Raw genomic sequence first — 25,414 nt, forward strand, 5'->3', positions numbered from 1 at the left:
TTCCGGCCAGGGCGGTTTATCAGCGCTTGAGCGTAGTGCGTTATTTGTATAACACAGCCGTTATCGACGCGGCCATTCGCCGGGGCAGGAAAGTGTCTGACATGAATTACGAGACGCCGCATCTGGGCAACGAGAAGGTGTATGCCTTGCCCGGCAGCAGCGAGCAGCCGCGGCGCTGGGGCCGGATCGCGCTGATCGCCGGTGCGGTGCTCGTCGTCCTGATCGCGGGCTGGATGTTCCTGCGTCCGGCGCCGAAGCAGGCCGCCAACGTCCAGCAACTGCCCAGCGTCACCGTCGCGATTCCCGGCCGCTCCTCGGTCGCGCGCGTGGTGTCGGCGACGGGCTCGCTCGCCGCGCGGCGAGAGATGCCGGTCGGCGTCGCCGGCGAAGGCGGCCTCGTCACGCGCGTGCTGGTCGAGCCCGGCCAGTGGGTCGGCGCGGGCCAGGTGCTCGCCACCGTCGATCGCTCGGTGCAGCAGCAGACCGCCGCCAGCCTCTCCGCCCAGATCTCCGCCGCCAAGGCCGATGCCGGCATCGCGCAGTCGCAATATGAGCGCGCGCAGTCGCTGGTCGGTCGCGGCTTCATCTCCAAGGCCGATCTCGAGCAGAAGGCCGCGACCCGCGACGCCGCCGTCGCCCGCGTCCGCATCGCGCAGGCCTCGCTCGCGGAGCAGCAGGCGCGCAACGGCCGCCTCGATATCCGCGCGCCCGAAGCCGGGCTGGTCCTTACCCGCGCGGTCGAGCCGGGCCAGATCGTCAGCTCGGGCAGCGGTGTGCTGTTCCGCATGGCCAAGGCGGGCGAGATGGAAATGCGCGCCGAAGTCGCCGAGAGCGAATTGCCGGGCATCAGCGTCGGCACGCCAGCGCAGGTGACGCCGGTCGGCAGCACGAAATCCTTTCCGGGCACGGTGTGGCAGGTATCGCCGGTCGTCGATCCCACCTCGCGGCGCGGCATCGCCCGCATCACCGTTGCCTACAACAAGGAACTGCGGCCGGGCGGTTTCGCCTCCGCGACGATCACCGGCGGCACCAATACGGCCCCCGTCCTGCCCAATTCGGCGATTCAGACCGACGCGAGCGGCAATTTCGTGTATGTCGTCGGCAGCGGCGACAAGGTGGAGCGTCGCGCGATCAAGACCGGTGAGGTGTCGGATCGCGGCGTGGCGATCGTCGATGGCATCACCGGCACCGAGAAGATCGTGCTCTCGGCTGGTGCCTTCCTCAGCCCTGGCCAGAAGATCAAGCCGATCCTCAGCAAGCAGTAAGGCGTCGAGCAATGGGCTTTCGCAACATCTCGGCCTGGTCGATCCGCAACCCGGTCCCCAGCCTTGTCCTGTTCATGATGCTGACGGTGGCAGGCCTGTTCGCGTTCGCGACGATGCCGGTCAACAACGATCCCGACATCGATTTTCCGGTCGTGGTCGTCATCGTGTCGCAGCCCGGCGCGGCGCCGACCGAGCTCGAAAACCAGGTCACGCAGAAGGTCGAGGCGGGCCTGCGCAGCCTGCCCGGCGTGGACGAGATCAACTCGACCGTGACCGAGGGCCAGTCGCAGACGCTCGTCCAGCTCGCCATCGGCACCAACATCGATCGTTCGATCGAGGATATCCGCAGCGCGATCCAGCAGGTCCGCTCCAGCCTGCCCGACGGCATCCTCGAGCCGCAGGTCATCCGCATCGATTCGTCCGGTAACGATCTCGCCAGCTACGCTGCGGTGACGAGCGACATGACCGTCGCGGAGCTGAGCTGGTACATCGACAATACGGTGACGAAGGAGCTGCAGTCGGTTCCCGGCATGTCGACCATCAACCGCAACGGCGGCGTCGATCGCGAAATCCGCGTGAAGCTCGATGCGGCGAAGCTGCAGTCGCTCGGTCTGACCGCGAGCCAGGTCAACCAGCAGCTCCGTCAGGTCAACATGAATGCGGCCGGCGGCCGTACCGAGATCGCCGGGTCCGAACAGTCGGTGCGCGTGCTCGGCAATGCCGCCGACGCCTATGCGCTCGGCCAGACGCAGATCTCGGTCGGCAACGGCCGCATGGTCCGCCTCACCGACATCGCCACCGTGCTCGATCAATATGCCGAGCAGCGCACCGCGTCGCAGCTCAACGGCCACCAGGTCGTCACCTTCGATTTCCAGCGTGCCAAGGGCGCGTCGGACGTCGCGGTGTTCGCCGGCGCCAAGGCCAAGCTCGAGGCGCTCGAGACGCAATATCCCAAGGTCAAGTTCCAGCTGATCGACGATTCGGTCAAATATACCGAAATCCAGTATCATTCGGCGATCGAGGCGATGATCGAGGGCGCACTGCTCGCCGTCGTGGTGGTCTTCATCTTCCTGCGCGACTGGCGCGCGACGGCGATCTCTGCGCTGGCGATCCCGCTGTCGGCGATCCCGACCTTCTGGATCATGCAGTTGCTGGGCTTCACGCTCAACCAGATGACATTGCTCGCGCTCAGCCTGGTCGCGGGCGTGCTGGTCGACGATGCCATCGTGGAGATCGAGAACATCGTCCGCCACATGCGCATGGGCAAGAGCGCGTATCAGGCATCGATCGACGCCGCCGACGAAATCGGCATCGCCGTGCTGGCGACCACCATGTCGATCGTCGCGGTGTTCCTGCCGGTCGGTCTGATGCCGGGCGTGTCGGGCCAGTTCTTCAAGAATTTCGGTCTCACGGTCGTCTCCTCGGTGCTGATCAGCCTCGCGGTCGCGCGTCTCATCACGCCGATGATCGCCGCCTATTTCCTCCGCGCGCAGGGCCATGCCTCGCACGGCGAGGGGCGGCTGATGGACGGTTACATGGGCGCGCTGCGCTGGACGCTGATGCACCGCTGGTCATCGGTCGTCGCCGGCGCGGTCGCGCTGGGGCTGACGGTGGTGTTCTTCGCGATCCTGCCGCAATCCTTCCAGCCCGATCAGGACCATGATTCCTCGACCGCCGTCATCGAGCTGGCGCCGGGCACCACGCTCGACGACACGCAGAAGGCGGTGGCGCAGGTGGCTGACATCCTGAAGGTGCAGCCCGACGTCGCCTCGATCTACAGCCGCGTCGGCATCGCCTCGGGCCGCGTCACCGCGACCTTCAAGCCGAAGAAGAGCATGACGAGCGTGAAGTTCGAGCGCAACCTCGCGCCGACGCTGGCGGCGATCCCCGATGCGCGCGTGTCCTTCCGCTCGCAGCAGGGTTGGGGATCGAGCGGCCGCGACATCACCGTCGTCCTCGGCGGCGAGGATCCGCAGTTGCTGACCAGGACCGCGCAGACTCTGGTGCAGCAGATGTCGGGCCTGAAATCGGTCACCGCGCCGCGCATCCAGGGCGATCTGCAACAGCCCGAGCTGGAAGTGCGTCCGCGCTTCGATCTCGCCGCGAACCTGGGCGTCACCACCGCCGCGCTGTCGAGCGCGGTGCGTCTCGCCACGCTGGGCGATATCGACCAGAACAAGGCGAAATTCTCTATCGGCGACCGGCAGGTGCCGATCACGGTCGCGCTGGAACAGACCGAACGCTCGCGCATGGCGACGATCCAGAACCTGCCCGTCCCTACCATCACCGGCGGATCGGTGCCGCTGTCGACCGTCGCCGACATCGGCTTCGGCGCGAGCCCGAGCAAGATCGAGCGCGTCCAGCTCCAGCGCCAGCTCACCGTCGGCGCCGATCTCGGCATCAATCCCCGGACCGGCAAGCCGCTCGTCTCGAGCGAGGCGTGGAAGGAGATCAACGCGCTGCCGATCATGAAGAACCTGCCGATGGGCGTGCGCAAGCTGACGCTCGGCCAGGCCAAGTGGCAGGGCGAGATGATCAAGAACTTCATCGTCGCGGTGTTCGCCGGCATCTTCCTGGTCTTTGCGGTGCTGATCCTGCTCTACCGCCGCATCCTGCCGCCGTTCGTGAACATGGGCTCGCTGCTGCTGGCGCCGCTCGGCGGGCTGATCGCGCTGTGGATCGCGGGCATGCCGATCTCGATGCCGGTCTATATCGGGCTGCTGATGCTGCTCGGCATCGTCGCCAAGAACTCGATCCTGCTGATCGATTTCGCGCTGGAGGAAATGCAGAAGGGCGTGCCGACGCTCGCCGCGATCGAGGATGCCGGCCACAAGCGCGCGCAGCCGATCGTGATGACGACGGTGGCGATGGTCGCCGGCATGGTGCCGACCGCGCTGTCGCTGAGCGGCGACGGATCGTTCCGCGCGCCGATGGGCGTGGTGGTGATCGGCGGCCTGTCGCTCTCGACCATCCTCACGCTGCTGATCGTGCCCGCCACCTTCAGCCTGGCGATGGGGATCGAGGGCTGGCTGGGACCGCGCCTCAGCCGCCGCCTGCTCACCTATCGCCCCGGCGACGACGGTTCGGTGGTGATCGGGCACGAGGACAAGCCGGTGATCGACAACGATGCCAAGCCCGCGATCGGCAAGACCGGCAAGCTCGGTTACAAGCCCGGCGACGACGAGCCGCAGCCGGCGGAGTGAAGATATCCGCCGTCAGGGCTTGAACTTCCGCCCGCGCCGGGGATTGGTCCTGGCATGAAGCCGTTCCGCCTGCGCTCCGATGCCGCCGCCCCCCCGCCTGCGCTCGTGCGGATGCGGTGGATCGCGGGCGGGTTGCTCGTCGTGATGGCGGCGACCTTCCTCGCCGCGCGCGCGTTCGAGCCGCGCGTGCCGGCGCTCGGCTTCGTCCGCGCCTTTGCCGAAGCGGCGATGGTCGGCGGGCTGGCCGACTGGTTCGCGGTGACGGCGCTGTTCCGCCATCCGCTCGGCCTGCCGATCCCGCACACCGCGATCATCCCGCGCAACAAGGATCGCATCGGCACGACGCTCGCCGCGTTCCTGCGCGACAATTTCCTCATCCCCCGCGTCGTCGCGCGGCGGATGCAGGGGCTCGACGTGGCCGGCGCGGTCGGGCGCTGGCTCAGCGAGCCGGGCGCACGCGACGGGCGACTGGTGCGCGGCGCGGGCAAGCTGGCGGTGCATATGCTCGAGGCGTTCGACCAGCAGCGGCTCGGCGGCATGGTGAAGGGTGCGATCGGAAACCGCCTGCGCGAGCTCGACGTGTCGCCGCTGCTCGGCCAGGCGCTGACCGCCGCCATCGCCGAACAGCGCCACCTGCCGCTGCTCGACGGCATCATCCGCTGGGCGGCGCGCGTGCTGGAGGCGAACGAGCACCTCATCCGCGCGATGGTGCATGAGCGCGCCGGATCGATCATGCGCTGGACCGGGCTCGACGAGACGCTGGCCAACAAGATCATCGAGGGGCTGCACAAGATGCTCAGCGAGATGGGCGAGGATTCGGACCATCCTTTGCGCGCCAAGGCCGAAGAAGGGCTGGAAACCCTCGCCCATGATCTCATCCACGATCCCGCGATGCAGGCGCGCGTCGAGGGCATCAAGGCCGAGATCATCGCCAATCCGGCGATGCAGCGCTGGCTCGACGGCCTGTGGGAACAGGCGCGCGGCGGCATGCTGAAGATGGCGCGCAACCCCGACGGCGTGATGGGCGGGCCGGTCGGCGACATGCTCCGCCAGCTCGGCGAGACCTTGCAGAAGGACGCCGCCTTACGCGCCACGATCAACCGCTTCGTGCGGCGGACGGCAGTGGGCATGGCCGCCGATTACGGCGACGGCATCGTCCGGCTGGTGTCGGAGACGGTGCGGAGCTGGGATGCGGAAACGATCACGCGGCGGCTGGAGAATGCGGTCGGCCGCGACCTGCAATATATCCGCATCAACGGGACTTTGGTGGGCGGGCTCGTCGGGCTGGCGATCCACGCGGTGGATGTGGTGTTGCGGTGAAAGTTAGAGTCCGCTTGACAGATTGACGCCTGAATCGAAAATGTAAGGCGCGATCGTTTCCAAAATTGCACCAATCCAGCGCGGCAGTCCCGTTCGCCACGCCGATGAACGCGGCGCACGGATGCGCGAGAAGGATTCGCCGGGAGCAGCGAAGCGGACAGGCTGACGGTTCAAAGAGCGACAGGCGAGTTTCGCACGGGGCGGGTGCTGTAGGACAGCGTGAATGTCCGGGATGGGTCGCAAGCGGCCATTTATACCACTCCCTTCGTCACCCCGGACGTGTTCCGGGGTCCGAAGTGCGGCGCGTGAGGTCGCTTGAACGTATCGCCCCGGCGTTCGCGGCGCCCTGGACCCCGGAATACGTCCGGGGTGACAAACCGAGAGAGGCGCGGCGGCGGAGATTGTGCGGGAATGGGTGGTTTTGCGACGATCAGCGTCTGGCGACAGGGTTGGTTTAGCGGACGCTCGGAATGCCGTCCGTTTTCCAAATCACCGTGCCTGTTTCAGGATCGGTTAGGCTCACTATCTCATCGGTGAAGAAGAGATCGAACGATGCCTCGTCAAGCGACGGGGAGATATTTGACGTCAGATGCTCAAAATAATCCCCAATGTCCTCGCCCCACGCGATGTTGAACACAGACAGTGAGCGATTGCCGGAAAGCGCCACGTCTGTTCGCCGTCCGTCTCGCGAACGAAGAAGAGGAACGACCAAGCGACAATGGGCGGGTGAGGGTCCGGTCATGGAAGGGGAATAGCATCTCCTGCTACGACCGCTACTGGAGCGGTGGCCGCCATCAGCACCCCCCCTCCCAATGTCCGCTATGGGTCGGGAGCGGACATTGGGTTTGGGTGGTTAGCGGACCTTCTTTGGCTATGATGAGGGCCTATGGAATTGACCAAGCACGATCGCGGCTTTCACAAGCTACTCACCTTCTTGGCGCGAATACCGGCTGTTCAGACTAACGATACGCCATGGGGCGGCTTCGGATCGGGAACGAGCGAGGCCGGATGGTGGGTAAAGTTTTCTTTGGACATAGACCATCATCTGGCGTGGAACGCAGTGCAAGAAATTGGCTACGTTCTCAACGAGCTATCGCTGTCGGAGCGCTTGCCGACCGTGTTCAAACCCGTGTCACCGCCGCCATACTTAAATGGCGGTCCGCGAGATTACCTCCGTTGGGTGATCGAATGTCACAATCAAGAGATGAGGCCTGGGACCATCGCGGATTGGCTTGAAGGACGTTTACCAACGCCAGTGGAAGACCCTTCCGTTTGGCCAGAAGACCAATAAGCAACACTTCCAACGAGGGTTTCAACTGCCGGTTCATGATATTTGCTGAATGTCCGCTACGGGTCGTTAGCGGACGCAGGCGTATCAGTTGCGTCCCAGTGGCAGGAGGTTGCGCGGCTGCCGCTCCCAATCCACCACCGCCCATCCCCGAGCCTTCGCCATCTCCCGCAGCGGCGCGTGCGCATTCACCGCGAACGCCTCGTCGGCCCATGCGAGTGTCGGCGCGTCGGATACGTGGTCGGAATAGAAGCGCACCGTCGCCTCCCCGCGCGCAATACCCTGCCCGGCCAGCCATGCCTCGATCATGCGGAGCTTCGCCGGGCCGTAGCAATTCTCGCCGCTGATGCGTGCCAGCACGTAGCCGTCGCGCACCTCGGCGAGGGTGCCGATCACGGTGCCCACGCCGAGCCGCTCGGCGATCGCCCTGACGTAGAGCGCGTAGGAGGCGGTGGCGATCAGCACCTCATACCCCTCGGCCCGGTCCGCAGCGATCCGCGCGCGCGCGCCGGCGTAGGTTTCGCCCGGCACCACGCCCTCCGCGAACAGCGCCGCCACCGCCTCCAGCTTCGCGACGGGGACGCGCGGGCCGATCAGCAGGGCGTGCGCAAGCTCCTTCAACCGCCCCCGCCCGACCAGCTTCAACGCATAGCCGATCGTCACCGCGCCGAGCACCGGCAGCAGCAACAATCGCCACGGTGCGATCAATCGTGACGCGAGCAGAAGGAACGAAGTCCATGTCGGCGCGTAGGTGATCGTCTTGTCGAGGTCATAGATAGCGAAACGGTGCATCAATTCACCTTAGGCACGGCGCGGCTTGCCGATCCAGCACGATTGCAGCAATGTCGCGCCGGATGACCGACACCGCCGCCTTCACCCACGAACGCACCGGCGACGGGGATATCCTGCGCTTTTCCGGCAGCTTGTCGCTCGCGCGGATCGGCGACCTGCCCGATCGGCTGCGCACCTATGACGGCAATGTCGATACCGTCGACCTGAGCGGGGTCGAGCGGATCGACACCGTCGGCGCATGGCTGGTCCACCGCTTCGCCGCGGAGAAGGACGCCGCGATCGCGGGGCTCGACGCCGACAGCGAGCATCTGCTGAAACAGGTGGAGGCGGCCGACCAGCCGGTCGCGATGCGCCCCGAACGCCCTGGCAGCATCGAACGCATCGTCGGCGAGGTCGGCGATGCGACCGTCATGGCGGGCAAGACGCTGATCGGCCTGCTCGGTTTCTTCGGCGCGACCGTCGTGGCGCTGTGGAACGTGACGATCCACCCCTCGCGCTTCCGTTTCAACGCGATGGTCCACAATTTCGAGGCGGTCGGCGTGACCGCGCTCGGCATCATCGGGCTGATGAGCTTCCTGATCGGCGTCGTCATCGCACAGCAGGGCGCGGTGCAGCTCCGCCAGTTCGGCGCGGAGGCGTTCACGATCAACCTGCTCGGGCGCATCACGCTGCGCGAGCTCGGCGTGCTGATGACCGCGATCATGGTCGCGGGGCGATCGGGCTCCGCCTTCGCGGCGCAGCTCGGCACGATGAAGCTGACCGAGGAGATCGATGCGATGCGCACGATCGGCGTCTCGCCGATGGAGGCTTTGGTGCTGCCGCGCATCCTGACGGTCGTCATCATGATGCCGCTGCTGGGTTTCTTCGCGTCGATCTTCTCGATCATCGGCGGCGGCCTGCTGTGCTGGATCGCGCTCAACATCCCGCCCGTCACCTTCATCCAGCGCCTGCGCGAGGTGATCCCGATGACGGACCTGTACGTCGGCCTCATCAAGGCGCCGGTGTTCGGCCTCATCATCGGCATGGCGGGCTGTTTCCAGGGGATGCAGGTGGAGGGCGACGCCGAGCAGGTGGGCCTGCGCACCACATCCGCCGTGGTGCAGGCGATCTTCATGGTGATCGTGCTCGACGCCTTCTTCGCCGTGTTCTTCAGCTCGATCGGGTGGCTGTGAGCGCGGTCGGCATCGACGACGACGCGCCGGTCATCACCGTGCGCGGGCTGAAGAACAGCTTCGGCGACCAGATCGTGCATGACGGGCTCGATCTCGACGTGCGGCGCGGCGAGATCATCGGCGTGGTCGGCGGATCGGGCACCGGCAAGTCGGTGCTGATGCGATCGCTGATCGGCCTGCAGAAGCCCGATGCCGGCGAGGTTCTCGTGCTCGGCGAATCGACGGTCGACCGCGAGGAGACCGACATGATCGATCTCTCCAAGCGCTGGGGCGTGCTGTTCCAGGGCGGCGCGCTGTTCTCGACGCTGACGGTGGCGGAGAACGTGCAGGTTCCGCTCCGTGAGTTCTACCGCAGCCTGCCGCGCGCGCTGATGGACGAGGTCGCGGCGTACAAGGTGGTGATGACCGGCCTGCCCGCCGATGCCGGGCCGAAATTCCCGGCGCAGCTTTCGGGCGGCATGCGCAAGCGTGCGGGCCTGGCGCGCGCGCTGGCGCTCGATCCCGAGCTGCTATTCCTCGACGAGCCGACCGCCGGGCTCGATCCGATCGGGGCGGCCGCCTTCGACGAGCTGATCGCGTCGCTGCAGAAGACGCTGGGGCTGACGGTGTTCCTCATCACCCACGATCTCGACACGCTCTACGCCATTTGCGACCGCGTCGCGGTGCTGGCCGACAAGAAGGTGATCGCGGTCGGCACGATCGACGAACTGCTCGCGCTCGACCATCCGTGGATCCAGGAATATTTCCGCGGTCCCCGCGGCCGCGCCGCCACCGCAACGATCGAACGCAACCAACACGAAAAAGCTGCCGAAACAGCAGGGGCCGAGAACTGATGGAAACCCGTTCCAACCATGTCCTGGTCGGCAGCGTCGTGCTGATCCTGATCGCCGTCATGGCGCTGTTCCTCGTGTGGATCGCGCGCTGGGGTGCGGGCAGCGACAAGGAATACGATATCTTCTTCAAACAGTCGGTCGACGGGCTCGCCAAGGGTTCCGCCGTGCTGTTCTCCGGCGTGCCGTCCGGGCAGATCAAGGAGATTGCGCTCACGCCCGATCCGCAGTTCGTGCGCGTGCGCATCTCGGTCGGCCGCGACACGCCGATCCTGGTCGGCACCACCGCGACCATCCAGGGCAGCTTCACCGGCACGTCGACGATCCAGCTCGACGGCGCGCAGAAGGGTGCGCCGCCGATCGTCTGCCCCGAACAGAATCCGCTGGCCGATTGCCCCAACGGCGTGCCGACGATTCCCGCCAAGCAAGGCGGGCTCGGTGCGCTGCTCAATTCCGCGCCGAAGCTGCTCGAGCGTATCTCGACGCTGACCGAGCGGCTGAACGAGGTGCTGTCGGACAAGAACAAGGCGTCGATCACCGGCATCCTCGCCAACACCGACCGGCTGACCGGCGCGCTGGCCGATCGCGGACCCGAGATCGCCGCGACGCTCGCCGAGACGCGCGTCGCCGTGCAGCAGGCGGGCGAGGCGGCGAAGCAGATCGGCACGCTCGCCAGTTCGACCAACAGCATGATCAACGAGGATATCCGCCCGCAGACCAAGCACCTCGGCGAGACGATCGCGTCCGCCAAGAAGAGCATGGATACGCTCTCGGAAGTGCTCGAACAGGCCAAGCCCGGCGTGCAGAGCTTCTCGAAACAGACCCTGCCCGAGGTCGGCGCGCTCGTGCATGACCTGCGCGAGATGTCGCAGGCGCTGACCGGCGTCGCCGAGCGGCTCGACCGTGGCGGCGCGGGCTCGGTCCTCGGCCAGCCGCGCCTGCCCGACTACAAGGCCAGCAAGTGAGGTTCCTTATGCGTCCTGTCCCCCTCCCCATGCTCTCTTGGGCCGCGCTTCCCTTCGCGTTGTCGGGCTGCATCAGCCTCTCGCCGAAGCCGCCTGCACAATTGCTGACGCTGACGTCCAGCGCGCGCATCCCGGTCGGCGGCACGCAGAATTCGGCGTCGGCGGCGACGATCGTCATCCAGAACCCGCTGGCGGCGGCCTCGCTCTCGGGCGTGCGCGTGCCCGTACAGATGGGCGAAACCGCGATCGCCTATGTCCCCAAGGCGCAGTGGGTCGAGCCGCCCAGCCGCCTGTTCCAGCGGATGCTGGCGGAGACCGTGGCCGCCAGGACCGGCCGCGTCGTGCTGAGCAACCGCCAGTTCAACGCCGATCCGGGGGCTGCGCTGCAGGGCGAGCTCAAGAGCTTCGGCATCGATGCGGGGACGAAGGAGGCGGTCGTCGCCTATGACGGCGCGCTGACGCGGAAAGACCCGAGCGTGATCGAGAAGCGCCGCTTCGAAGCGCGCGTGCCGGTCGCGGCTATCGATGCGCTGGGCAGCAGCGCGGCGCTCAACCAGGCGGCGAACCAGGTCGCGGGGGAAGTTGCGGACTGGGTGGGGAAATAGGGAGCGAGGCGCGTAGCGCAGCTACGCGGCGCTTGCGCCATCGGCGCAACGCGAACCCCCGGCCGGCGCGGGCTTCAGCCCGCGTCCGACGTCATGGGATTTACTCCCATGACGGCAAGTGTGGAACGCAGTCTACTTTCATCTGACAGTCTCTTGGGGTTCAAATGATCCAAACGCCGCTAGCTGAGGTTCGAACGCAGCCGTGCATTCAGGCCTTTGGGGATGCGATCCAAGGCCTTGACGCCTCTTTCCGTAGCTTGCTGGCATGCGATCCAATTACTTTCGATACTCGCCCTCGCAACCTCCCTGTCGAAGTCGTCTATCTTTTCTCAAATGGCGACCGCCCGATATATGTCGGCAGAAGCAACAATTTCAGGCAGAGGCTCGGCAATCATTGCCGAAACAGTTCTCAAACCAATCAAGCCTCTTTGGCCTTTCGACTTGCTTGCGAGGAGATGCAGCATGTACGCACGAAATATCAGCGAGGTTCGTCGGCCGCCAACATACTGAAAGACGTTCCAGGATTATTCGAGGCTTTCAATCGCATGAAGCTGCAAATGCGCTCAATGGAGATTCGCTACGTCGCAGAGCCTGACCAAGTTCGACAAGGGCTTTTGGAAATGTATGCCGCTCTGGCGCTGGGTACCAAACACGATTTCGGAACGCACTGAACACATCGCTACGAGAACTCGGTGTGGAATGATGTCGCCGCGAGGCCGGGATTTGAGCCGCTGGCCGCATCACCCGGCGGCACGTTGGACCCCGGCACAAGGCCGGGGTGACGACAGGGCTGCGATCAAGGCACCTTCCGCACCGGCACCGGCAGGTTGCACAGGTCGGCCGCGCCGCTCGGCACATCGAAGAACGGCGGGCCGCGATTGGCGCGCGCCTCGAGGATCTTGGGAAACTCCTTCGCGGAGGGTTTGAAATACTGGAAGCGCGGCTGCTCGGCGGCGGGCAGATCGCTGGCGATGGCGATGCGCTTGATCGGGATGAACTGCTTGGGATCCTCGTACAGGCCGAGCCCCCCGCCCGTCCCGCGCGGCCGGGCCGACAATGCGCCCATGCCGTCGATCACCCGGCCGACGACGGCGATGTTGCGGTCGAGGTGGCGCGGCGCGTGGCCGATCACGGTGTAGAGATCCGCGCCCGTCCCCACGCTCGGCGCGAGATCGCGCGCGACGCCGACCGCGCCGTAGCAATGCGGCAGCCACTGGCGCTTGCCGTCCCCCGCCACAGCCCAGCCGCTCGCCGTGAAGCCGGTGACGGCGGCATAGGCATCCTTGTACGGGTTGCGGACCGCCGCCTTGGGCACCCATTCGTATTCGGCGGGCGGCTGCACGACGATGCCGGCGGGCGGCGCCTTGTCCTCGCCCCCGCCCCACTGCGTGACGTAATTGTCCTGCACGCGGTAGATGGTGGCGGTCGACCAGAAGCCGCTGCGCGCGATCTTGCGGATGTTGGCGACATGGACGGGCGCGAAATCGGGCGCGAGCCAGATCACCACGCGCTGCCCGTCGGCGAAATCCATGACGAGCAGATCCTCTGCCGCGATCGCGCCCCAGGACGATGCCGGCGCGGCCTCGGCGATCTGCCCGGCGGTCGGTTTGGCGGGCTTTTCGGGCGCGGCGGCGAGCGCCAGCAGGAGCGGGATCAGCATCATGCTCGGGAACGTCGCACGGGAATCGGCGGCGAGGCAATCCCGCGACGCTTGCGAAGCCGCCCGCGAGTCTCTAGGGCCACGCCTTCCCGGGGAATGCGGAGCGGTGGCCGAGTGGTCGAAGGCGCTCGCCTGGAAAGTGAGTATACGTCAAAAGCGTATCGAGGGTTCGAATCCCTCCCGCTCCGCCACCCCGGTCCCTCGAATACGACGGCCCCCGGCCTATTCCGCGATCAGGTCGCGGTATTTCCGGAACTCGAGCTTGGCGATGGTGCGGCGGTGGACCTCGTCCGGCCCGTCCGCCAGCCGCAGTGTGCGCTGCGAGGCGTAGGACGCGGCGAGGTGGCTGACCTGGGAGACGCCGCCGCCGCCGAATGCCTGGATCGCATTGTCGATGACGCGCACCGCGGTATTGGGTGCGGCGACCTTGATCATCGCGATCTCGGTACGCGCGGCGCGGTTGCCCTCGCGGTCCATCAGGTCGGCCGCCTTCAGGCATAGAAGGCGCGTCATCTCGATGTCGATGCGGGCCTGCGCGACGCGCTCCTCCCACACGGAATGTTCGTGGATGCGCTTGCCGAAGGCGACGCGCGTCATCAGCCGCCGCACCATTTCCTCCAGCGCGCGCTCCGATGCGCCGATCGAGCGCATCGCGTGATGGATGCGACCGGGCCCGAGCCGCCCCTGCGCGATCTCGAACCCCCGCCCCTCGCCCAGCAGCATGTTGCCGGCGGGCACGCGCACCTTGTCGAGCAGCACCTGACCATGCCCCTCTGGCGCGTGATCGTAGCCGAACACGGTCAGCATCTTCTCCACCGTGAGGCCGGGCGCGTCGGCGGGCACGAGGATCATCGATTGCTGCGCATGCGCGGCCGCGCCGGGATCGGTCTTGCCCATCACGATCGCGATCTTCACGCGCGGATCGCCCATGCCCGATGACCACCATTTCCGCCCGTCGACGACATAGTCGTCGCCGTCGCGCACGATCGACGTCTCGATATTCGTCGCGTCCGACGAGGCGACGGCGGGTTCGGTCATCAGGAAGGTCGAGCGGATCTCGCCGTCCATCAGCGGCTTCAGCCATGCCGCCTGCTGGTCCGCATTGGCGTAGCGCGTCAGCACTTCCATATTGCCGGTGTCGGGCGGGGAGCAGTTGAACAGCTCGGACGCCCATTTCACCTTGCCCATTTCCTCGGCGCACAGCGCATATTCGAGGTTGGTGAGGCCCGGCGATTCGAACCGGAAGTCCGGGTTGAGCGGCGCGTGCCCCTGCAAGGGCGGCATGAACAGGTTCCATAGCCCCTGCGCCTTGGCCTTGGCCTTCAGTTCCTCGACGAGCGGAAGCTCCTTCCAGCGCGCGCCCTCCTCGACCTCGCGCTCATAGCGTTCTTCATTGGGGAAGACGTGCGCGTCCATGAACGCCTTGACCCGGTCACGCCAATGCACCTGCGTTTGCGAAAGGCTGAAATCCATCTTGGTCTCTCCTGAAATCGATCTGGTTCAATCGCCGCGCATCGATCGCTCGGCCTGATCCCAGGCGGCTTGCGCGAGCGCCGGCAGACGCTTGATCTGAAGGTGCGCGTGCGCGGACGAGGCGTTGCCGCGCAGCACGCGACCGTGGATGCCGTGCAGGATCGCCGCCAGCCGGAACATATTGAAAGCTATGTAATAACTGAGATCCGGCAGCCCGCCGCGGCCGGTGCGCCGGCAATAGGCCGCGACATAGTCCGCTTCGCTCGGCAGGCCGCGCGCGGCCGGATCGGGCGCCACCACAGCATTGGCGAGGCCCTCGGGCATTCGGTACATCATGACGTTATAGGCGAAATCGGCGGCGGGATTGCCGAGCGTCGACAATTCCCAATCCAGCACCGCGATGACGCGGGGTTCGACCGGATGGAAGATCATGTTGTCGGGCTTGAAATCGCCGTGGACGATCGCGCGCGCGTCTTCCGCGGGCATGTGCGCGGGGAGCCATTCGATCAGGCGGTCCATCGTCTCATACCGGCCGGCATCGGCATCGGCGAGATATTGCTGCGAGAAGCGCGCGATCTGGCGCTCGACGTAGTTGCCGGGCCGGCCGAAATCGTCCAGCCCGGCCGCCGCGTAGTCGACCTGGTGCAGCCGCGCCATCGTCTCGTTCATCGAATCGAAGCAGGCGGCGCGCTCGGCGGGTGGAAGCTCGGGCAGGTTCGCATCCCAGAAGATGCGTCCCTCGACCATTTCCATCACGTAGAACCAACTGCCGATCACGCTGTCATCGGTGCATAGGCCGATCGTGCGCGGCACCGGAAATCCGGTCTCCGCCAGCGCCGAGAGCACGCGATATTCGCGGTCGACAGCATGCGCGGAGCGGTGAATCTCGCCGGCGGGTTTGCGGCGCATGACGTAGGCGCGCCCGTCGAGGCTGAGCTTGAACGTCGGGTTGGACTGGCCGCCCTTGAATTGCTCGACCACGAGCGGCCCGCGAAACGACGGCAGTTGCGCGCGCAGCCAGTCCGCCAGCCGCGCTTCGTCGAACTGATGGCCGCTGCGCACGGCGCCTGCGCCACTGGTCTGGATTTGCGTCGCCTCCGCCGGTTCTTCGCTCACATCCTCGTCCTCATCCTGTCGCCGAAGCGAACCGCGCTCATGCCGTGAAGCTCTGCTCCTCCCACCAAGGGTAGGGTTCGGGCATGTCGTTGCCGACCGTGTTCGGATAGTGCGGCGGGCGCTTCTCCAGGAAGGCGGTGACGCCCTCCTTCGCATCGGCGGCGCGGCCGCGCGCATAGATCAGCTTGCTGTCGAGGCGGTGCGCCTCCATCGGCGTCGCCTGGCTCAACCCGCGCCACATCATCTGCCGGGTCAGCGCGACCGAAACGGGTGCGGCATTGTCCGCGATCTCGCGCGCCATCGCCTGACCGATGCCGAGCAGATCCTCGGCAGGATGGATCGAACGGATCAGGCCGCCCTCCTTCGCCTCCTCCGCAGAGAAAATCCGGCCAGAGGTACACCATTCCAGCGCACGGCTGATGCCGACCACGCGCGGCAGGAACCAGGACGAGGCCGCCTCCGGCACGATGCCGCGACGCGAAAAGACGAAACCGAAGCGCGCGGTGTCGGCGGCGATCCGCACGTCCATCGGCAAGGTCATGGTCACGCCGATGCCGATCGCGGGGCCGTTGATGACGCCGATCACCGGCTTCAGGCTCTGGTATATGCGCATCGACACGCGCCCGCCGTTGTCGCGGATCGAGGGATGCGCATAGTCGACGCTGCCATCGGCGCGGACCGGAGAGCCTTCGCCGTTCTGCCGGTCGGGGCGGTTGGCGTAGTCGAAGGTCGCGCTGCCGGCGGAAAGGTCGGCGCCGGCGCAGAAGGCGCGCCCGGCACCGGTCACGATGATGGCTGCTACGTCGTCATCGGCGTCGGCACAGTCGAAGGCATGGATCAACTCTTCGCACATCGTCGTGGTGAAGGCGTTGAGCCGTTCGGGGCGGTTGAGCGTGATGGTCAGCACGCGCGCATCAATGTCGTAGCCGATCGTCTCGTACATACGGGCATCCTCGCCGAGCGGCGCGCCTCGCCGGCGCGCCTTCCGGTCGCTCATGAACACCAAATCGGATAGCGTCAATCGTCGGGCCGCGCATTTAAACGTAAAATTTAAATGGAAATTGAACCCGGATCGAGGCAGGTTCGTCGCCGAGACTTGGACGGGAGAGTCGCGGATGCTTTGGGGTGCGGAAATGAGCAGCGAATTGGCCGAACTGTCAGGGGTGGATGACCGCGTTGCGAAGCCCGTCTGCGCGATATGCGGGGGGGCGAAATGACCGGCCCGCTCAAAGGCCTGCGGGTCGTGGAGATCGCGGGGATCGGACCCGGTCCGTTCGCCTGCATGATGCTCGCCGATCACGGCGCGGAGGTGATCCGCATCGACCGGGCGGATCATCGCAGCGTCGCGTGGCGCGGCGAGAATATCCAGGATGTCCTCAACCGCTCGCGCCGGCGCATGACTGCGGATCTCAAGACGCCCGAAGGGCTCGCCATCGTGAGGAAACTCGTCGCGACCGCCGATGTGCTGATCGAGGGATTCCGCCCCGGCGTGATGGAGCGGCTGGGCCTCGGCCCCGATGACCTGATCGCGATCAATCCGAAGCTCGTCTACGGTCGGATGACGGGCTGGGGCCAGACCGGTCCCTATGCGCAGGCCGCCGGCCACGATGTGAATTATGTCGCGTTATCAGGCCTGTTGCACGCCATCGGCCGCAAGGATGAGCCGCCGGTGCCGCCGCTGAATCTGGTCGGCGACTTCGGCGGGGGCGCGATGATGCTCGTCTTTGGCGTGCTCGCGGCAGTGATCCACGCGCGGCAGGGCGGCGACGGCCAGGTGGTCGATTGTTCTATGTCGGAAGGGTCGGCACTGCTCGGCGGGCTGTTTCACGCCAACCAGGCGCAGGGCGTCTGGCAGGACGAGCGCGGGTCCAATCTGGTCGACGGCGGCGCGCATTTCTACGATGTCTATGAGACCGCGGACGGAAAATATGTGTCGATCGCAGCGATAGAGCCGCAATTCTACGCGCTGTTGCGCAACAAACTCGGCATCGCGGACGACCCCGATTTCGACGACCAGATGGAAGAGTCGCACTGGCCCGCGCTGAAGCCGAAGGTCGCCGCGATCTTCAAACAGAAGACGCGCGACGCATGGTGCGCGGTGCTGGAGCATAGCGATGCGTGCTTCGCCCCCGTGCTCTCTTTGGCGGAGGCGCGCACGCACCCCCACAATGTCGCGCGGCAGGTGTTCGTGGAGGTGAACGGCGTGCCGCAACCCGCGCCGGCCCCGCGCTATTCGAAGACCCTCACGGACGCGCCCTGGTTCGCGACCGAGGACAGCACGGATGACATCCTGCGCGAAATCCGCGACAGGTAAAAACACCATATAGGATAATGACAGCGGCCGGGGCGCCGGCCGCTGCCCTGGTTTCTCGTCTAGACGTTCAGCGTCGCTCCCGTCGTCCGGTCCCATGTTTGCGCGGTGAGGCTGTTCTTGCGCAATTCCGCTTTCTGCACCTTCTCGGTCGGCGTCTTCGGCAGGCGCTCGAAAATCTCGTAGTACCGGGGCACCATGAAAGCGGGCATCCGCGCATCGAGGTGCGCGACGAGCTGCGCGAAGTCGAGATCATGGCCCGGCCGCACCACCACGCACGCCTTCACCTCGTCATCGCTATGATCGCTCGGCGCCTTGATGACGGCGGATTCGAGGATCGCGGCGTGCGTCTCGATCTCGCGCTCGACCTCGTAGCTGGAGATATTCTCGCCCCGGCGGCGGATCGCATCGTTGTTGCGGTCGCAGAAGACATATTGGCCGTTGGGTGCCAGCCTCAGCAGATCGCCGGTGTGGAACCACAGATTGCGCGTCGCCTTTGCCGTCGCCGCCGGCATGTTGACGTAGCCGGCGGTGGTCGACCACGGCTCCTTGCCGCGGATCAGCGCCTCGCCGACCTGGCCGGGCTCGACCTCGACGTCGTTCTCGTCGACCAATCGGATCTCGTAGTCGTCGCGCAGATAGCCGCACTGCCCTGCGACCGCCATGCCGGGCGGCGCGATCGTCACCGCCGACACCTCGGTCGATCCGTAACCGGTCGAGACCTTGTCGATCCCGAAGCGCGCCTTGAACGCCTCGACATCGGCGATGACGGGCGACATTCCCATCATGCGGATCGGGTGGTCCTTGTCGTCGGCGCGGGGCGGCTGATTGAACAGGAACTGCGCGACGGCACCGAGCGCATTGGTGCGCGTGCAATTGTATTGGCGCGCCTTGTCCCAGAAAGTGGTCGCGGAAAAACGCGCCAGCAGGACCGCGCTACCGCCCGCGATCAGCGCGTTGTAGATGCCGATCCACTGCGCGGTGATGTGGAACAGCGGCAGGCAGGCGAGATTGGTGTCGTTCTCCGACGCCCAGCCCCACACGAAGGGCGAGGCATAGCCGTAAGCCTGGGCGTGCGGGATCATCGCCCCTTTCGACGGGCCGGTCGTGCCCGAGGTATACATGATCGCCATGATCTCCCACGGCGCGACGTCCTCGATATTTGCCGGTGCGCGATCGAGCGTATCGACGCCGAGCACGCTGATGCGGCCGGGCAGCGTGACTGCCGTGGGGTCGCCGCGCACGATCACGATGTCGAGCATGTCGAGCGCGTCGCCGATCTCGGCCAGGCGCTCCACATAGGCCTGTTCGATCATCATGACCCGCGCGCCGGTGTTGCGCACGACATGCTCCAGGATTGCGCCGCGATAGCCGGTGTTGACCGGCACCTCGACGCGGCCAGTAAGCGCCAGCCCGATCCAGGTCGTGACGAAATCGAGATGATTGTCCAACATCATCAGCATCGGCTGCTGACGTTCGAGGCCGAGGCCGATGAACGCGCCCGCCAGCCCCAAGGCCGCATCGGCGAGCTGGCGGTAGGTCAGCGCCCGCTCCTCGTCGCGCACCGCCATCTTGTCGGGGCGCGCGGCGAGGTTGCGGCGCATCACCGCTGCCATCGTCCGTTCAGGCAGCGGCGGGTTCTCGACCCGGACGCACGGCGGATCAGTATCGGTCAGCGTTACCAGCGTTCGTCTCCTGCAGGCCGGCCGCGCATCATTTGTACCGGAAACGGACGGTGATGCCGTAGGTCGCCGGCGCGCCGCGGCGCCGACCCAGCGTATCGTTCTGGAGGATCAGATCGGTGTCGTACGCCTTGTTGAAGACGTTCTTCCCGAAAATCTCGACGCCCCATTCCTTGCTGATGTCGAGCCCGGCGCGCGCATCGACATAGGCATAGGCCGGAATGTTGAAGCTCGGATCGCCCGACTGATAGCCCGGCACGCCCAGCGCCTGCGGGTTCTCGCCGCCGAACGAGGATACGGTGTGCGACTGGAAGGTCACGTTCGCGCCGACGAATGCCGATTTGCCATCGACGATGTCGTGGCGATATTCGACGCCGACGGAGCCCGACCATTTCGGCGTCAACGGGAAGGCCAGCCCCTTGAAATCGATGACTCTGCCGTAGTTGTTGTAGTTGATGAAACTGTCGGTGACTTCGCTGTCGATGTAGCTGATCGCGCCCGTCAGCGTCAGCCCGCGCGTTGGGGTGAGTACCGCCGAAGCCTCGGCGCCGATCACTCGCGACTTGGGCACGTTTACCAGCTTGATGAGCGACCCGAACAGCCCGAGCGGATCGAGTTGCCGGCCGAACAGCTGCTTGTCGGTGTAATCGTAGTAGAAGCCCGATGCGTTGAGCTGGAGCTTGCGGTTGAACAGGCCGAGCTTGAAACCCGCCTCGTAGGAGAGCAGCGATTCCTGCCGCACCGGCAGATACGCGACGTAGGTGTTCGCGCTGAGGAGCGGCACGGTGCCCGCCTTGTAGCCCTTGCTGATCGAGGCATAGAGCAGGGTCGTCGCGTTCGGCTTCCAATCGGCCTCCGCGCGCCACGACACGTTGTCCTCGTGGATCGGGCTGTAGAAGAAAGCGCCCGCCGTCCGATCCGGCAGGATCGTGTAGCATTGGTTGGCCCCAAGCGGCTGGCCGATGATCGACCCGATCAGCGCGGCCAGCGACCCGCCCGGATCCTGCGAACAGCCATGATGCTCGAGATCGAACTTGGTGTAGCGGATGCCGCCGTTCAGCGTGATCTGATCGGTCAGTTTATAGTCGGCATTGGCGTAGATCGCTTTGGTGCGGCCGTGATCGAAGGCGAGCAGGCGGCCGCCGATGATACGCGGAGTGGTCGCGAACGAAGGCGAGCTGTCGAAATAATAGCGCCGCAGGTTCTCGCTCGACTTGTCGTCGGAATATTGCGCGCCGAGTACCCAGTGCGCGCGATTGTCCCACAAGCGTCCGGCGAGGCGCAGCTCCTCGTAGAAGTTGTCCGATTCCTGAACGTCGAGGCCCTTGTTGTTTTCGTAGGCGACGCCGTCGTTGCTGCGCAGATCTTCGCCGGTGTAATGGATGTAGGACGACAGCCCGATCAGATCGATGTCGTCGGTCAGCGCGAACTGCACGCGCAGGGCGGGCTGCACGAAATGCTCGTTGTTCTTGGGGCGATACCGCGGATCCCAGTCGGCCGAGCGCACGTCGTCGGGCGCCAGCGGGGTGGCAACGATGCTCGGCACCTGCGCGGCCGCCTGCGGCCGGTTGAGTACGATCGCGGTCAATTGCGGGACGAGCGTCTCACTCTGGTCGATCCAGGCATTGAGGCTGAAGTTGATGTGCAAGCGCGAACTTGGCGTCCAGTCGGCCAGGAAGCGCGCCTTGTAGAATTTCTGGTCGCCGAGCAGCGTATCGTTGCGCGTATAGCTTCTCTGCCATGCACCGCCGCTGGTGATCTCACCAGCCAGGCGCACCGAAAGATTGTCGGTGACGGGGCCGCTGACGAAGCCCTGCGCATCGACATAGCCGAACCGCGCCGCGGTCAGATCCATCCCCGCCGTGAAATGATCGGTGGGCTTGGCGGCGATATAGTTGATCGCACCGCCGGTCGCATTCTGGCCGAACAGCGTGCCCTGCGGACCCTTGAGAACCTCGACCCGCTCGTTATCGAACGACGCGCCCTTGGTCATGATGACATAGGGGTACGGAATTTCGTCGGTATAGACGCTGACGGTCGGGCTGGCGGCGAGCGACACGTCGTTGAAACCGACGCCGCGCAGCGTGAGAACCGGCGTGCCGTAGCTGGAATAGGAATATTTGAAGCTGGGCTCGATCCGCGCCAGATCCGCGGTAGTGACGATACCGAGCTTCTTCATCTCCTCGCCGCCGATTGCGGTGATCGACATGCCGACGTCGTTGATCTTCTGCGCGCGCTTCTGCGCGGTGACGACGATGTCGGCGATCGTGGTCTCACCGGGTGGCGCTGCGGGCGCGGCGGCGGGCGGCGATACGCTTGTCTGGCTATAGGCCGGCGTTGCGATCGCGGCTGAAAGTGCGATGCCGCTGGCAGCCGATACAAGGTACTTGAACTTCGTCATGCAATCCTCCCCATCGCTTCCAGAATCGGAAGCGCCTCCCCGTCACGCGGACTTCGGTCCGTCTCGGCAGGGAAATGTTTCGCAACGTCGCCGCTCGGGTTTAAGCCTTGCGATGACTGTTGAGACGATAGCCCGCGCTTTCCGGGCTGACCATCTCCCTGTCCGTTTAAAAACTCGGGCTTTGGTATCGTTCTATTACCAATAGCCGCGGTTTACCGGGCACTTCCCGGTTTTCGCGACGACCCGGCACGTGCCGCAAGGCGTGGGCTGTTGACCTGAATGCCGGCGGTATGCAGTGTCCATTTAAATGGAGCGGTAAATCGCCGACCAGAGAGGACCGCCCGATGGCTTCGAACACCGCCGACAGCGCCACCGGCACCGTGCCGCCGATTACGGACGCCGCCGGCATCGCGGTCGATCCCATTGCACCGCCTGACCCCGGCGAGGCGACGGAGCTGTCCTCCGGCGCGGCCTGGTACATGCTGATCGTCCTGATGCTGACCAACACGCTCAGCTATCTGGACCGGCAATTGCCGTTCATCCTGGGCGAGCCGATCAAGCGCGAACTGCATCTCAGCGACGTCCAGCTCGGCCTGCTTGGCGGCGCGTCGTTCATGATCGTCTATTCGACGGTAGCGATACCGCTCTCCCGGCTCGCCGATCGCAAGTCGCACGTCGGGGTGCTGTCCGGCGCGGTGCTGGTGTGGAGCTTGCTGACCAGTGCCGGGGCCTGGGCGCAGACTTTCTTCCAGCTGATCCTCTCGCGCGTCGGCGTCGCCGCAGGCGAGGCCGGCGCAATCCCGCCCGCACACGCCATGATCGCGCGCGTGTTCGACGAGAAGCGGCGCGGCAAGGCGATGTCGATCTATCAGCTCGGATTGCCGCTCGGCACGATGTGCGGGCTGGCGGGGGGCGGCTTCATCGCCGATCACGGCGGCTGGCGGCTGGCGCTGATGGTTATGGGCGTACCGGGCATATTGCTTGCGCTGCTAGTCGCGACGACGATCAAGCTGCCGCCGCGACGAAAGCATGAGATGCCGCGCAGCAGCGAGTCGCTTCTCTTCGTTTTCAAGCGCTTGCTCGGCGAGCCCGCCTATCGCAACCTGGTGTTCGGCATCACCGCCTTCGCGTTCATCTCCTACGGGTTCAGCGTTTTTCAGCCGGCCGTGTTGATCCGCATCTACGGGCTCACGACAACGGAGACCGGCCTCGCGATCGGCTTGAGCCAGGGGGGCATAGGCGTCGTAGGCACCCTGCTGAGCGGATATGTGAGCGACCGGCTAAGCCGGCGCGATCCGCGCTGGCGGCCCTGGTTATCGGCGATCCTGCTCGCCACGATCGCCCCGTTCTTCATCGCCGCGCAATTCGCCCCCAACGCTGTGGTGTGCGTGATCCTGCTGTGGGTGCCGCTCGCGTGTTTCGTCGGCTTCCTGCCGCCGGCCTATGCGGCGATACAGGAGGTCACGCCGCCGCACATGCGCGCGATGGCGGCCGGAATCATGGTTTTGTGCATAAACCTCATCGGTTCTTCATTGGGGCCGCTTTTAACCGGAGCGTTAAGCGACGCGTTGAAACCCGCGCTCGGTCTCGATGCGCTGCGTGTGGCGCTTTCGGTATGCGTCATCTTTCCGTTGATCGGCAGCGTGTTTTTTCTGCGCGCCGCGCATCATCTCGCGCGCGCACGCGCACGTCTCTGACCCTCTGGGAGCATTGAGCATGGCCGACCCGCGGATGTTGACCGCCGACGAAAGTGTGTTGCGCAACGTATTGGAGCGTCATGCCGCCGAGCGGCCCGATCAGGTGTTCGCGATCTTCGACGGCGGCGACCGCTGGACCTATGCCGCGCTGGCATCGCGCGTGCGGCGCGCGGCCTCCGCGCTGTATGATCTCGGCGTGCGGCAGGACGATTGCGTCGCGGTATGGCTGCCCAACGGCCCCGATATCCTCGTCGCCTGGTTCGCGATAAACTATCTCGGTGCGGTGTATGTGCCGATCAACGTCGCGTATCGCGGCGCGTTGCTGAAGCACGCGATCGACCTGTCGAGCGCCGAGATCGCGATCATGCACGGCGGGCTGATCGAACGGCTCGCCGATATCGATTGCGCCACCTTGCGGCGCGTGATCGCACTGGGGGACGAGGCCGTCGCGCCGCCGGGACTGGAACTGCTCCCGGCCACGTTGCTCGACGAGGGTGCCGACGCGCTCGTCCCACTCACCCGGCCGGTCGAGCCCTGGGATGTCCAGTCGATCATCTTCACCTCGGGCACGACGGGCCCGTCGAAGGGCGTGCTCTCTACCTACATGCACCTTGCCACCACCGGACTGTCGCACCCGCGTGTCAACGACCAGGATCGTCAGCTCGTGACGCTGCCGATGTTCCACGCCGGCGGGACCGGGGCGGTCTACAGGATGCTGCTTGCCGGCGGGTCGATCGTGATGGTCGCGTCTTTCCGAACGCAGGATTTCTGGCCGGTCGTCGTCGGACACGGCGTCACGGCGGTGGTTCTGCTCGGTGTGATGTCGGCCTTTCTCGTCAACGAACCGCTGGGCGACATGCCCGCGCACCGGCTTCGCCACGTCCTCGTCCTGCCGCTCGACAAGACCGCGATCGAATTCGGAAAGCGGTTCGGCTGCGACGTGCGCACCGTGTTCAACATGACCGAGACGTCGATGCCGATCATCTCCGACATCAACCCCACCGCGCTGGGCAGTTGCGGGCGGCCGCGGCCCGGTATCGAGGCCCGGATCGTCGACGAATTCGATTGCGAGGTCGCCAACGGAGACCTGGGCGAGTTGCTGTTGCGCAGCGACGCACCGTGGGTGCTCGCGCAAGGCTATTACCGCAACCCGGAGGCGACGGCGGCGGCATGGCGCAACGGCTGGTTCCATACCGGCGACCGGTTTCGCAAGGATGCCGAGGGCAATTACTATTTCGTCGACCGCGCCAAGGACGCGATCCGCCGCCGGGGAGAGAACATCTCCTCGTTCGAGGTAGAGGCCGAACTCGGCGCCCACCCGGCCGTGCGCGAGGCGGCGGTCGTGGCGGTGCAGAGCGACGTGTCGGAGGACGAAGTGATGGCGGTGGTCGCGCTTTCGGACGGGGCGACGCTCGACCCAATCGAGATGATCGAGTTCCTGCGCCCGCGCATGGCGCACTTCATGATCCCGCGCTACCTGCGCATCGTCGCCGAACTGCCCAAGACGCCGACGATGAAGGTGCAGAAGCACGTGCTGCGGGCCGATGGCATCACCCCCGACACCTGGGACCGCGTGGCGGCGAAGATCGAGATCCGGCGCGAAAGGCTCTGAAGGGTCGTCGCGCCCGACTCCC

Annotated in this window: 20 protein-coding genes and 1 tRNA gene; 13 read left to right on the forward strand and 8 right to left on the reverse strand. The window is 65.7% G+C overall.

Annotation, left to right across the window (positions count from 1 at the left end; translation table 11 throughout):
• Window positions 1–101: 101 nt before the first annotated feature.
• From Q5H94_RS12285 to Q5H94_RS12295, 3 genes are read left to right on the forward strand one after another with little or no spacing between them, the layout of a single operon-like run.
• Window positions 102–1,265, forward strand: coding sequence for an efflux RND transporter periplasmic adaptor subunit (locus Q5H94_RS12285; protein ID WP_304561565.1), 1,164 nt, complete (start codon window positions 102–104; stop codon window positions 1,263–1,265).
• An 11-nt stretch (window positions 1,266–1,276) separates the two neighbouring features.
• Window positions 1,277–4,468 carry an efflux RND transporter permease subunit gene (locus tag Q5H94_RS12290; RefSeq protein WP_304561566.1) on the forward strand — a complete coding sequence of 1,064 codons (3,192 nt, stop codon included), beginning with the start codon at window positions 1,277–1,279 and terminating at the stop codon, window positions 4,466–4,468.
• 54 nt (window positions 4,469–4,522) lie between these two features.
• Window positions 4,523–5,788 carry a DUF445 domain-containing protein gene (locus Q5H94_RS12295; RefSeq protein ID WP_304561567.1) on the forward strand — a complete coding sequence of 422 codons (1,266 nt, stop codon included), beginning with the start codon at window positions 4,523–4,525 and terminating at the stop codon, window positions 5,786–5,788.
• Window positions 5,789–6,242: 454 nt separating this feature from the next.
• Here the strand turns inward: Q5H94_RS12295 and Q5H94_RS12300 are convergent, their stop codons facing one another.
• Window positions 6,243–6,455, reverse strand: a complete 213-nt coding sequence (locus Q5H94_RS12300; protein ID WP_304561568.1) for a hypothetical protein — start codon at window positions 6,453–6,455, stop codon at window positions 6,243–6,245.
• A gap of 219 nt (window positions 6,456–6,674) precedes the next feature.
• Here Q5H94_RS12300 and Q5H94_RS12305 point away from each other — a divergent pair, with 219 nt between their 5' ends.
• Window positions 6,675–7,079 (forward strand): hypothetical protein, encoded by a 405-nt coding sequence (locus Q5H94_RS12305; protein WP_304561569.1) that lies wholly within the window; start codon window positions 6,675–6,677, stop codon window positions 7,077–7,079.
• A gap of 84 nt (window positions 7,080–7,163) precedes the next feature.
• Here the strand turns inward: Q5H94_RS12305 and Q5H94_RS12310 are convergent, their stop codons facing one another.
• Window positions 7,164–7,868 (reverse strand): HAD family hydrolase, encoded by a 705-nt coding sequence (locus tag Q5H94_RS12310; RefSeq protein WP_304561570.1) that lies wholly within the window; start codon window positions 7,866–7,868, stop codon window positions 7,164–7,166.
• 62 nt (window positions 7,869–7,930) lie between these two features.
• Between Q5H94_RS12310 and Q5H94_RS12315 the strand changes: the two genes are divergently transcribed.
• The 5 genes from Q5H94_RS12315 to Q5H94_RS12335 all read left to right on the forward strand — a co-directional run bounded on the left by Q5H94_RS12315 (window position 7,931) and on the right by Q5H94_RS12335 (window position 12,111).
• A complete protein-coding gene (locus Q5H94_RS12315) occupies window positions 7,931–9,040 on the forward strand; it encodes an ABC transporter permease (RefSeq protein WP_304561722.1) in 1,110 nt (369 codons plus the stop codon).
• Window positions 9,031–9,873, forward strand: coding sequence for an ABC transporter ATP-binding protein (locus Q5H94_RS12320; RefSeq protein ID WP_304561571.1), 843 nt, complete (start codon window positions 9,031–9,033; stop codon window positions 9,871–9,873). The genes Q5H94_RS12315 and Q5H94_RS12320 overlap by 10 nt, the downstream gene beginning before the upstream one ends.
• The gene (locus Q5H94_RS12325; RefSeq protein ID WP_304561572.1) at window positions 9,873–10,835 is read left to right on the forward strand and encodes an MlaD family protein; all 963 of its coding nucleotides are present in this window, start codon (window positions 9,873–9,875) and stop codon (window positions 10,833–10,835) included. Before Q5H94_RS12320 ends, Q5H94_RS12325 begins: the two co-directional genes overlap by 1 nt.
• 8 nt (window positions 10,836–10,843) lie before the next feature.
• Window positions 10,844–11,440 carry an ABC-type transport auxiliary lipoprotein family protein gene (locus Q5H94_RS12330; protein WP_304561573.1) on the forward strand — a complete coding sequence of 199 codons (597 nt, stop codon included), beginning with the start codon at window positions 10,844–10,846 and terminating at the stop codon, window positions 11,438–11,440.
• 164 nt (window positions 11,441–11,604) lie between these two features.
• A complete protein-coding gene (locus tag Q5H94_RS12335; RefSeq protein ID WP_304561574.1) occupies window positions 11,605–12,111 on the forward strand; it encodes a GIY-YIG nuclease family protein in 507 nt (168 codons plus the stop codon).
• Window positions 12,112–12,236: 125 nt separating this feature from the next.
• Here Q5H94_RS12335 and Q5H94_RS12340 read toward each other — a convergent pair whose 3' ends face one another.
• On the reverse strand, window positions 12,237–13,103 hold the full coding sequence (locus tag Q5H94_RS12340) for a peptidylprolyl isomerase (protein WP_304561575.1): 867 nt from the start codon (window positions 13,101–13,103) through the stop codon (window positions 12,237–12,239).
• A gap of 97 nt (window positions 13,104–13,200) precedes the next feature.
• Between Q5H94_RS12340 and Q5H94_RS12345 the strand changes: the two genes are divergently transcribed.
• Window positions 13,201–13,291 (forward strand) — tRNA-Ser (locus tag Q5H94_RS12345).
• A 31-nt stretch (window positions 13,292–13,322) separates the two neighbouring features.
• Here the strand turns inward: Q5H94_RS12345 and Q5H94_RS12350 are convergent.
• Genes Q5H94_RS12350 through Q5H94_RS12360 form a run of 3 tightly spaced genes read right to left on the reverse strand, consistent with a single transcriptional unit; the run spans window position 13,323 to window position 16,686 of the window.
• Window positions 13,323–14,573 carry an acyl-CoA dehydrogenase family protein gene (locus Q5H94_RS12350; protein WP_304561576.1) on the reverse strand — a complete coding sequence of 417 codons (1,251 nt, stop codon included), beginning with the start codon at window positions 14,571–14,573 and terminating at the stop codon, window positions 13,323–13,325.
• A 27-nt stretch (window positions 14,574–14,600) separates the two neighbouring features.
• Window positions 14,601–15,689, reverse strand: a complete 1,089-nt coding sequence (locus Q5H94_RS12355) for a phosphotransferase (RefSeq protein WP_304561577.1) — start codon at window positions 15,687–15,689, stop codon at window positions 14,601–14,603.
• Window positions 15,690–15,726: 37 nt separating this feature from the next.
• A complete protein-coding gene (locus Q5H94_RS12360; protein WP_431312168.1) occupies window positions 15,727–16,686 on the reverse strand; it encodes a crotonase/enoyl-CoA hydratase family protein in 960 nt (319 codons plus the stop codon).
• Window positions 16,687–16,902: 216 nt separating this feature from the next.
• On the opposite strand from Q5H94_RS12360, the gene Q5H94_RS12365 reads away from it, so the two are divergent.
• Complete coding sequence (locus Q5H94_RS12365) at window positions 16,903–18,003, forward strand: CaiB/BaiF CoA transferase family protein (protein WP_304561578.1); 1,101 nt, start codon at window positions 16,903–16,905, stop codon at window positions 18,001–18,003.
• Between the two features lie 59 nt (window positions 18,004–18,062).
• Here Q5H94_RS12365 and Q5H94_RS12370 read toward each other — a convergent pair whose 3' ends face one another.
• Window positions 18,063–19,616: an AMP-binding protein gene (locus tag Q5H94_RS12370; protein WP_304561579.1), complete on the reverse strand. Its 1,554-nt coding sequence runs from the start codon at window positions 19,614–19,616 to the stop codon at window positions 18,063–18,065.
• Window positions 19,617–19,713: 97 nt separating this feature from the next.
• Window positions 19,714–22,083, reverse strand: coding sequence for a TonB-dependent receptor (locus Q5H94_RS12375; protein WP_304561580.1), 2,370 nt, complete (start codon window positions 22,081–22,083; stop codon window positions 19,714–19,716).
• Between the two features lie 344 nt (window positions 22,084–22,427).
• Here Q5H94_RS12375 and Q5H94_RS12380 point away from each other — a divergent pair, with 344 nt between their 5' ends.
• Together Q5H94_RS12380 and Q5H94_RS12385 are read left to right on the forward strand one after the other, a co-directional pair.
• Window positions 22,428–23,780 carry a spinster family MFS transporter gene (locus Q5H94_RS12380; RefSeq protein ID WP_304561581.1) on the forward strand — a complete coding sequence of 451 codons (1,353 nt, stop codon included), beginning with the start codon at window positions 22,428–22,430 and terminating at the stop codon, window positions 23,778–23,780.
• A 19-nt stretch (window positions 23,781–23,799) separates the two neighbouring features.
• The gene (locus Q5H94_RS12385) at window positions 23,800–25,392 is read left to right on the forward strand and encodes an AMP-binding protein (protein ID WP_304561582.1); all 1,593 of its coding nucleotides are present in this window, start codon (window positions 23,800–23,802) and stop codon (window positions 25,390–25,392) included.
• Window positions 25,393–25,414: the final 22 nt, after the last annotated feature.

The sequence above is a fragment of the Sphingomonas immobilis genome (assembly GCF_030580995.1).
Taxonomy (GTDB): Bacteria; Pseudomonadota; Alphaproteobacteria; order Sphingomonadales; family Sphingomonadaceae; genus Sphingomonas; species Sphingomonas immobilis.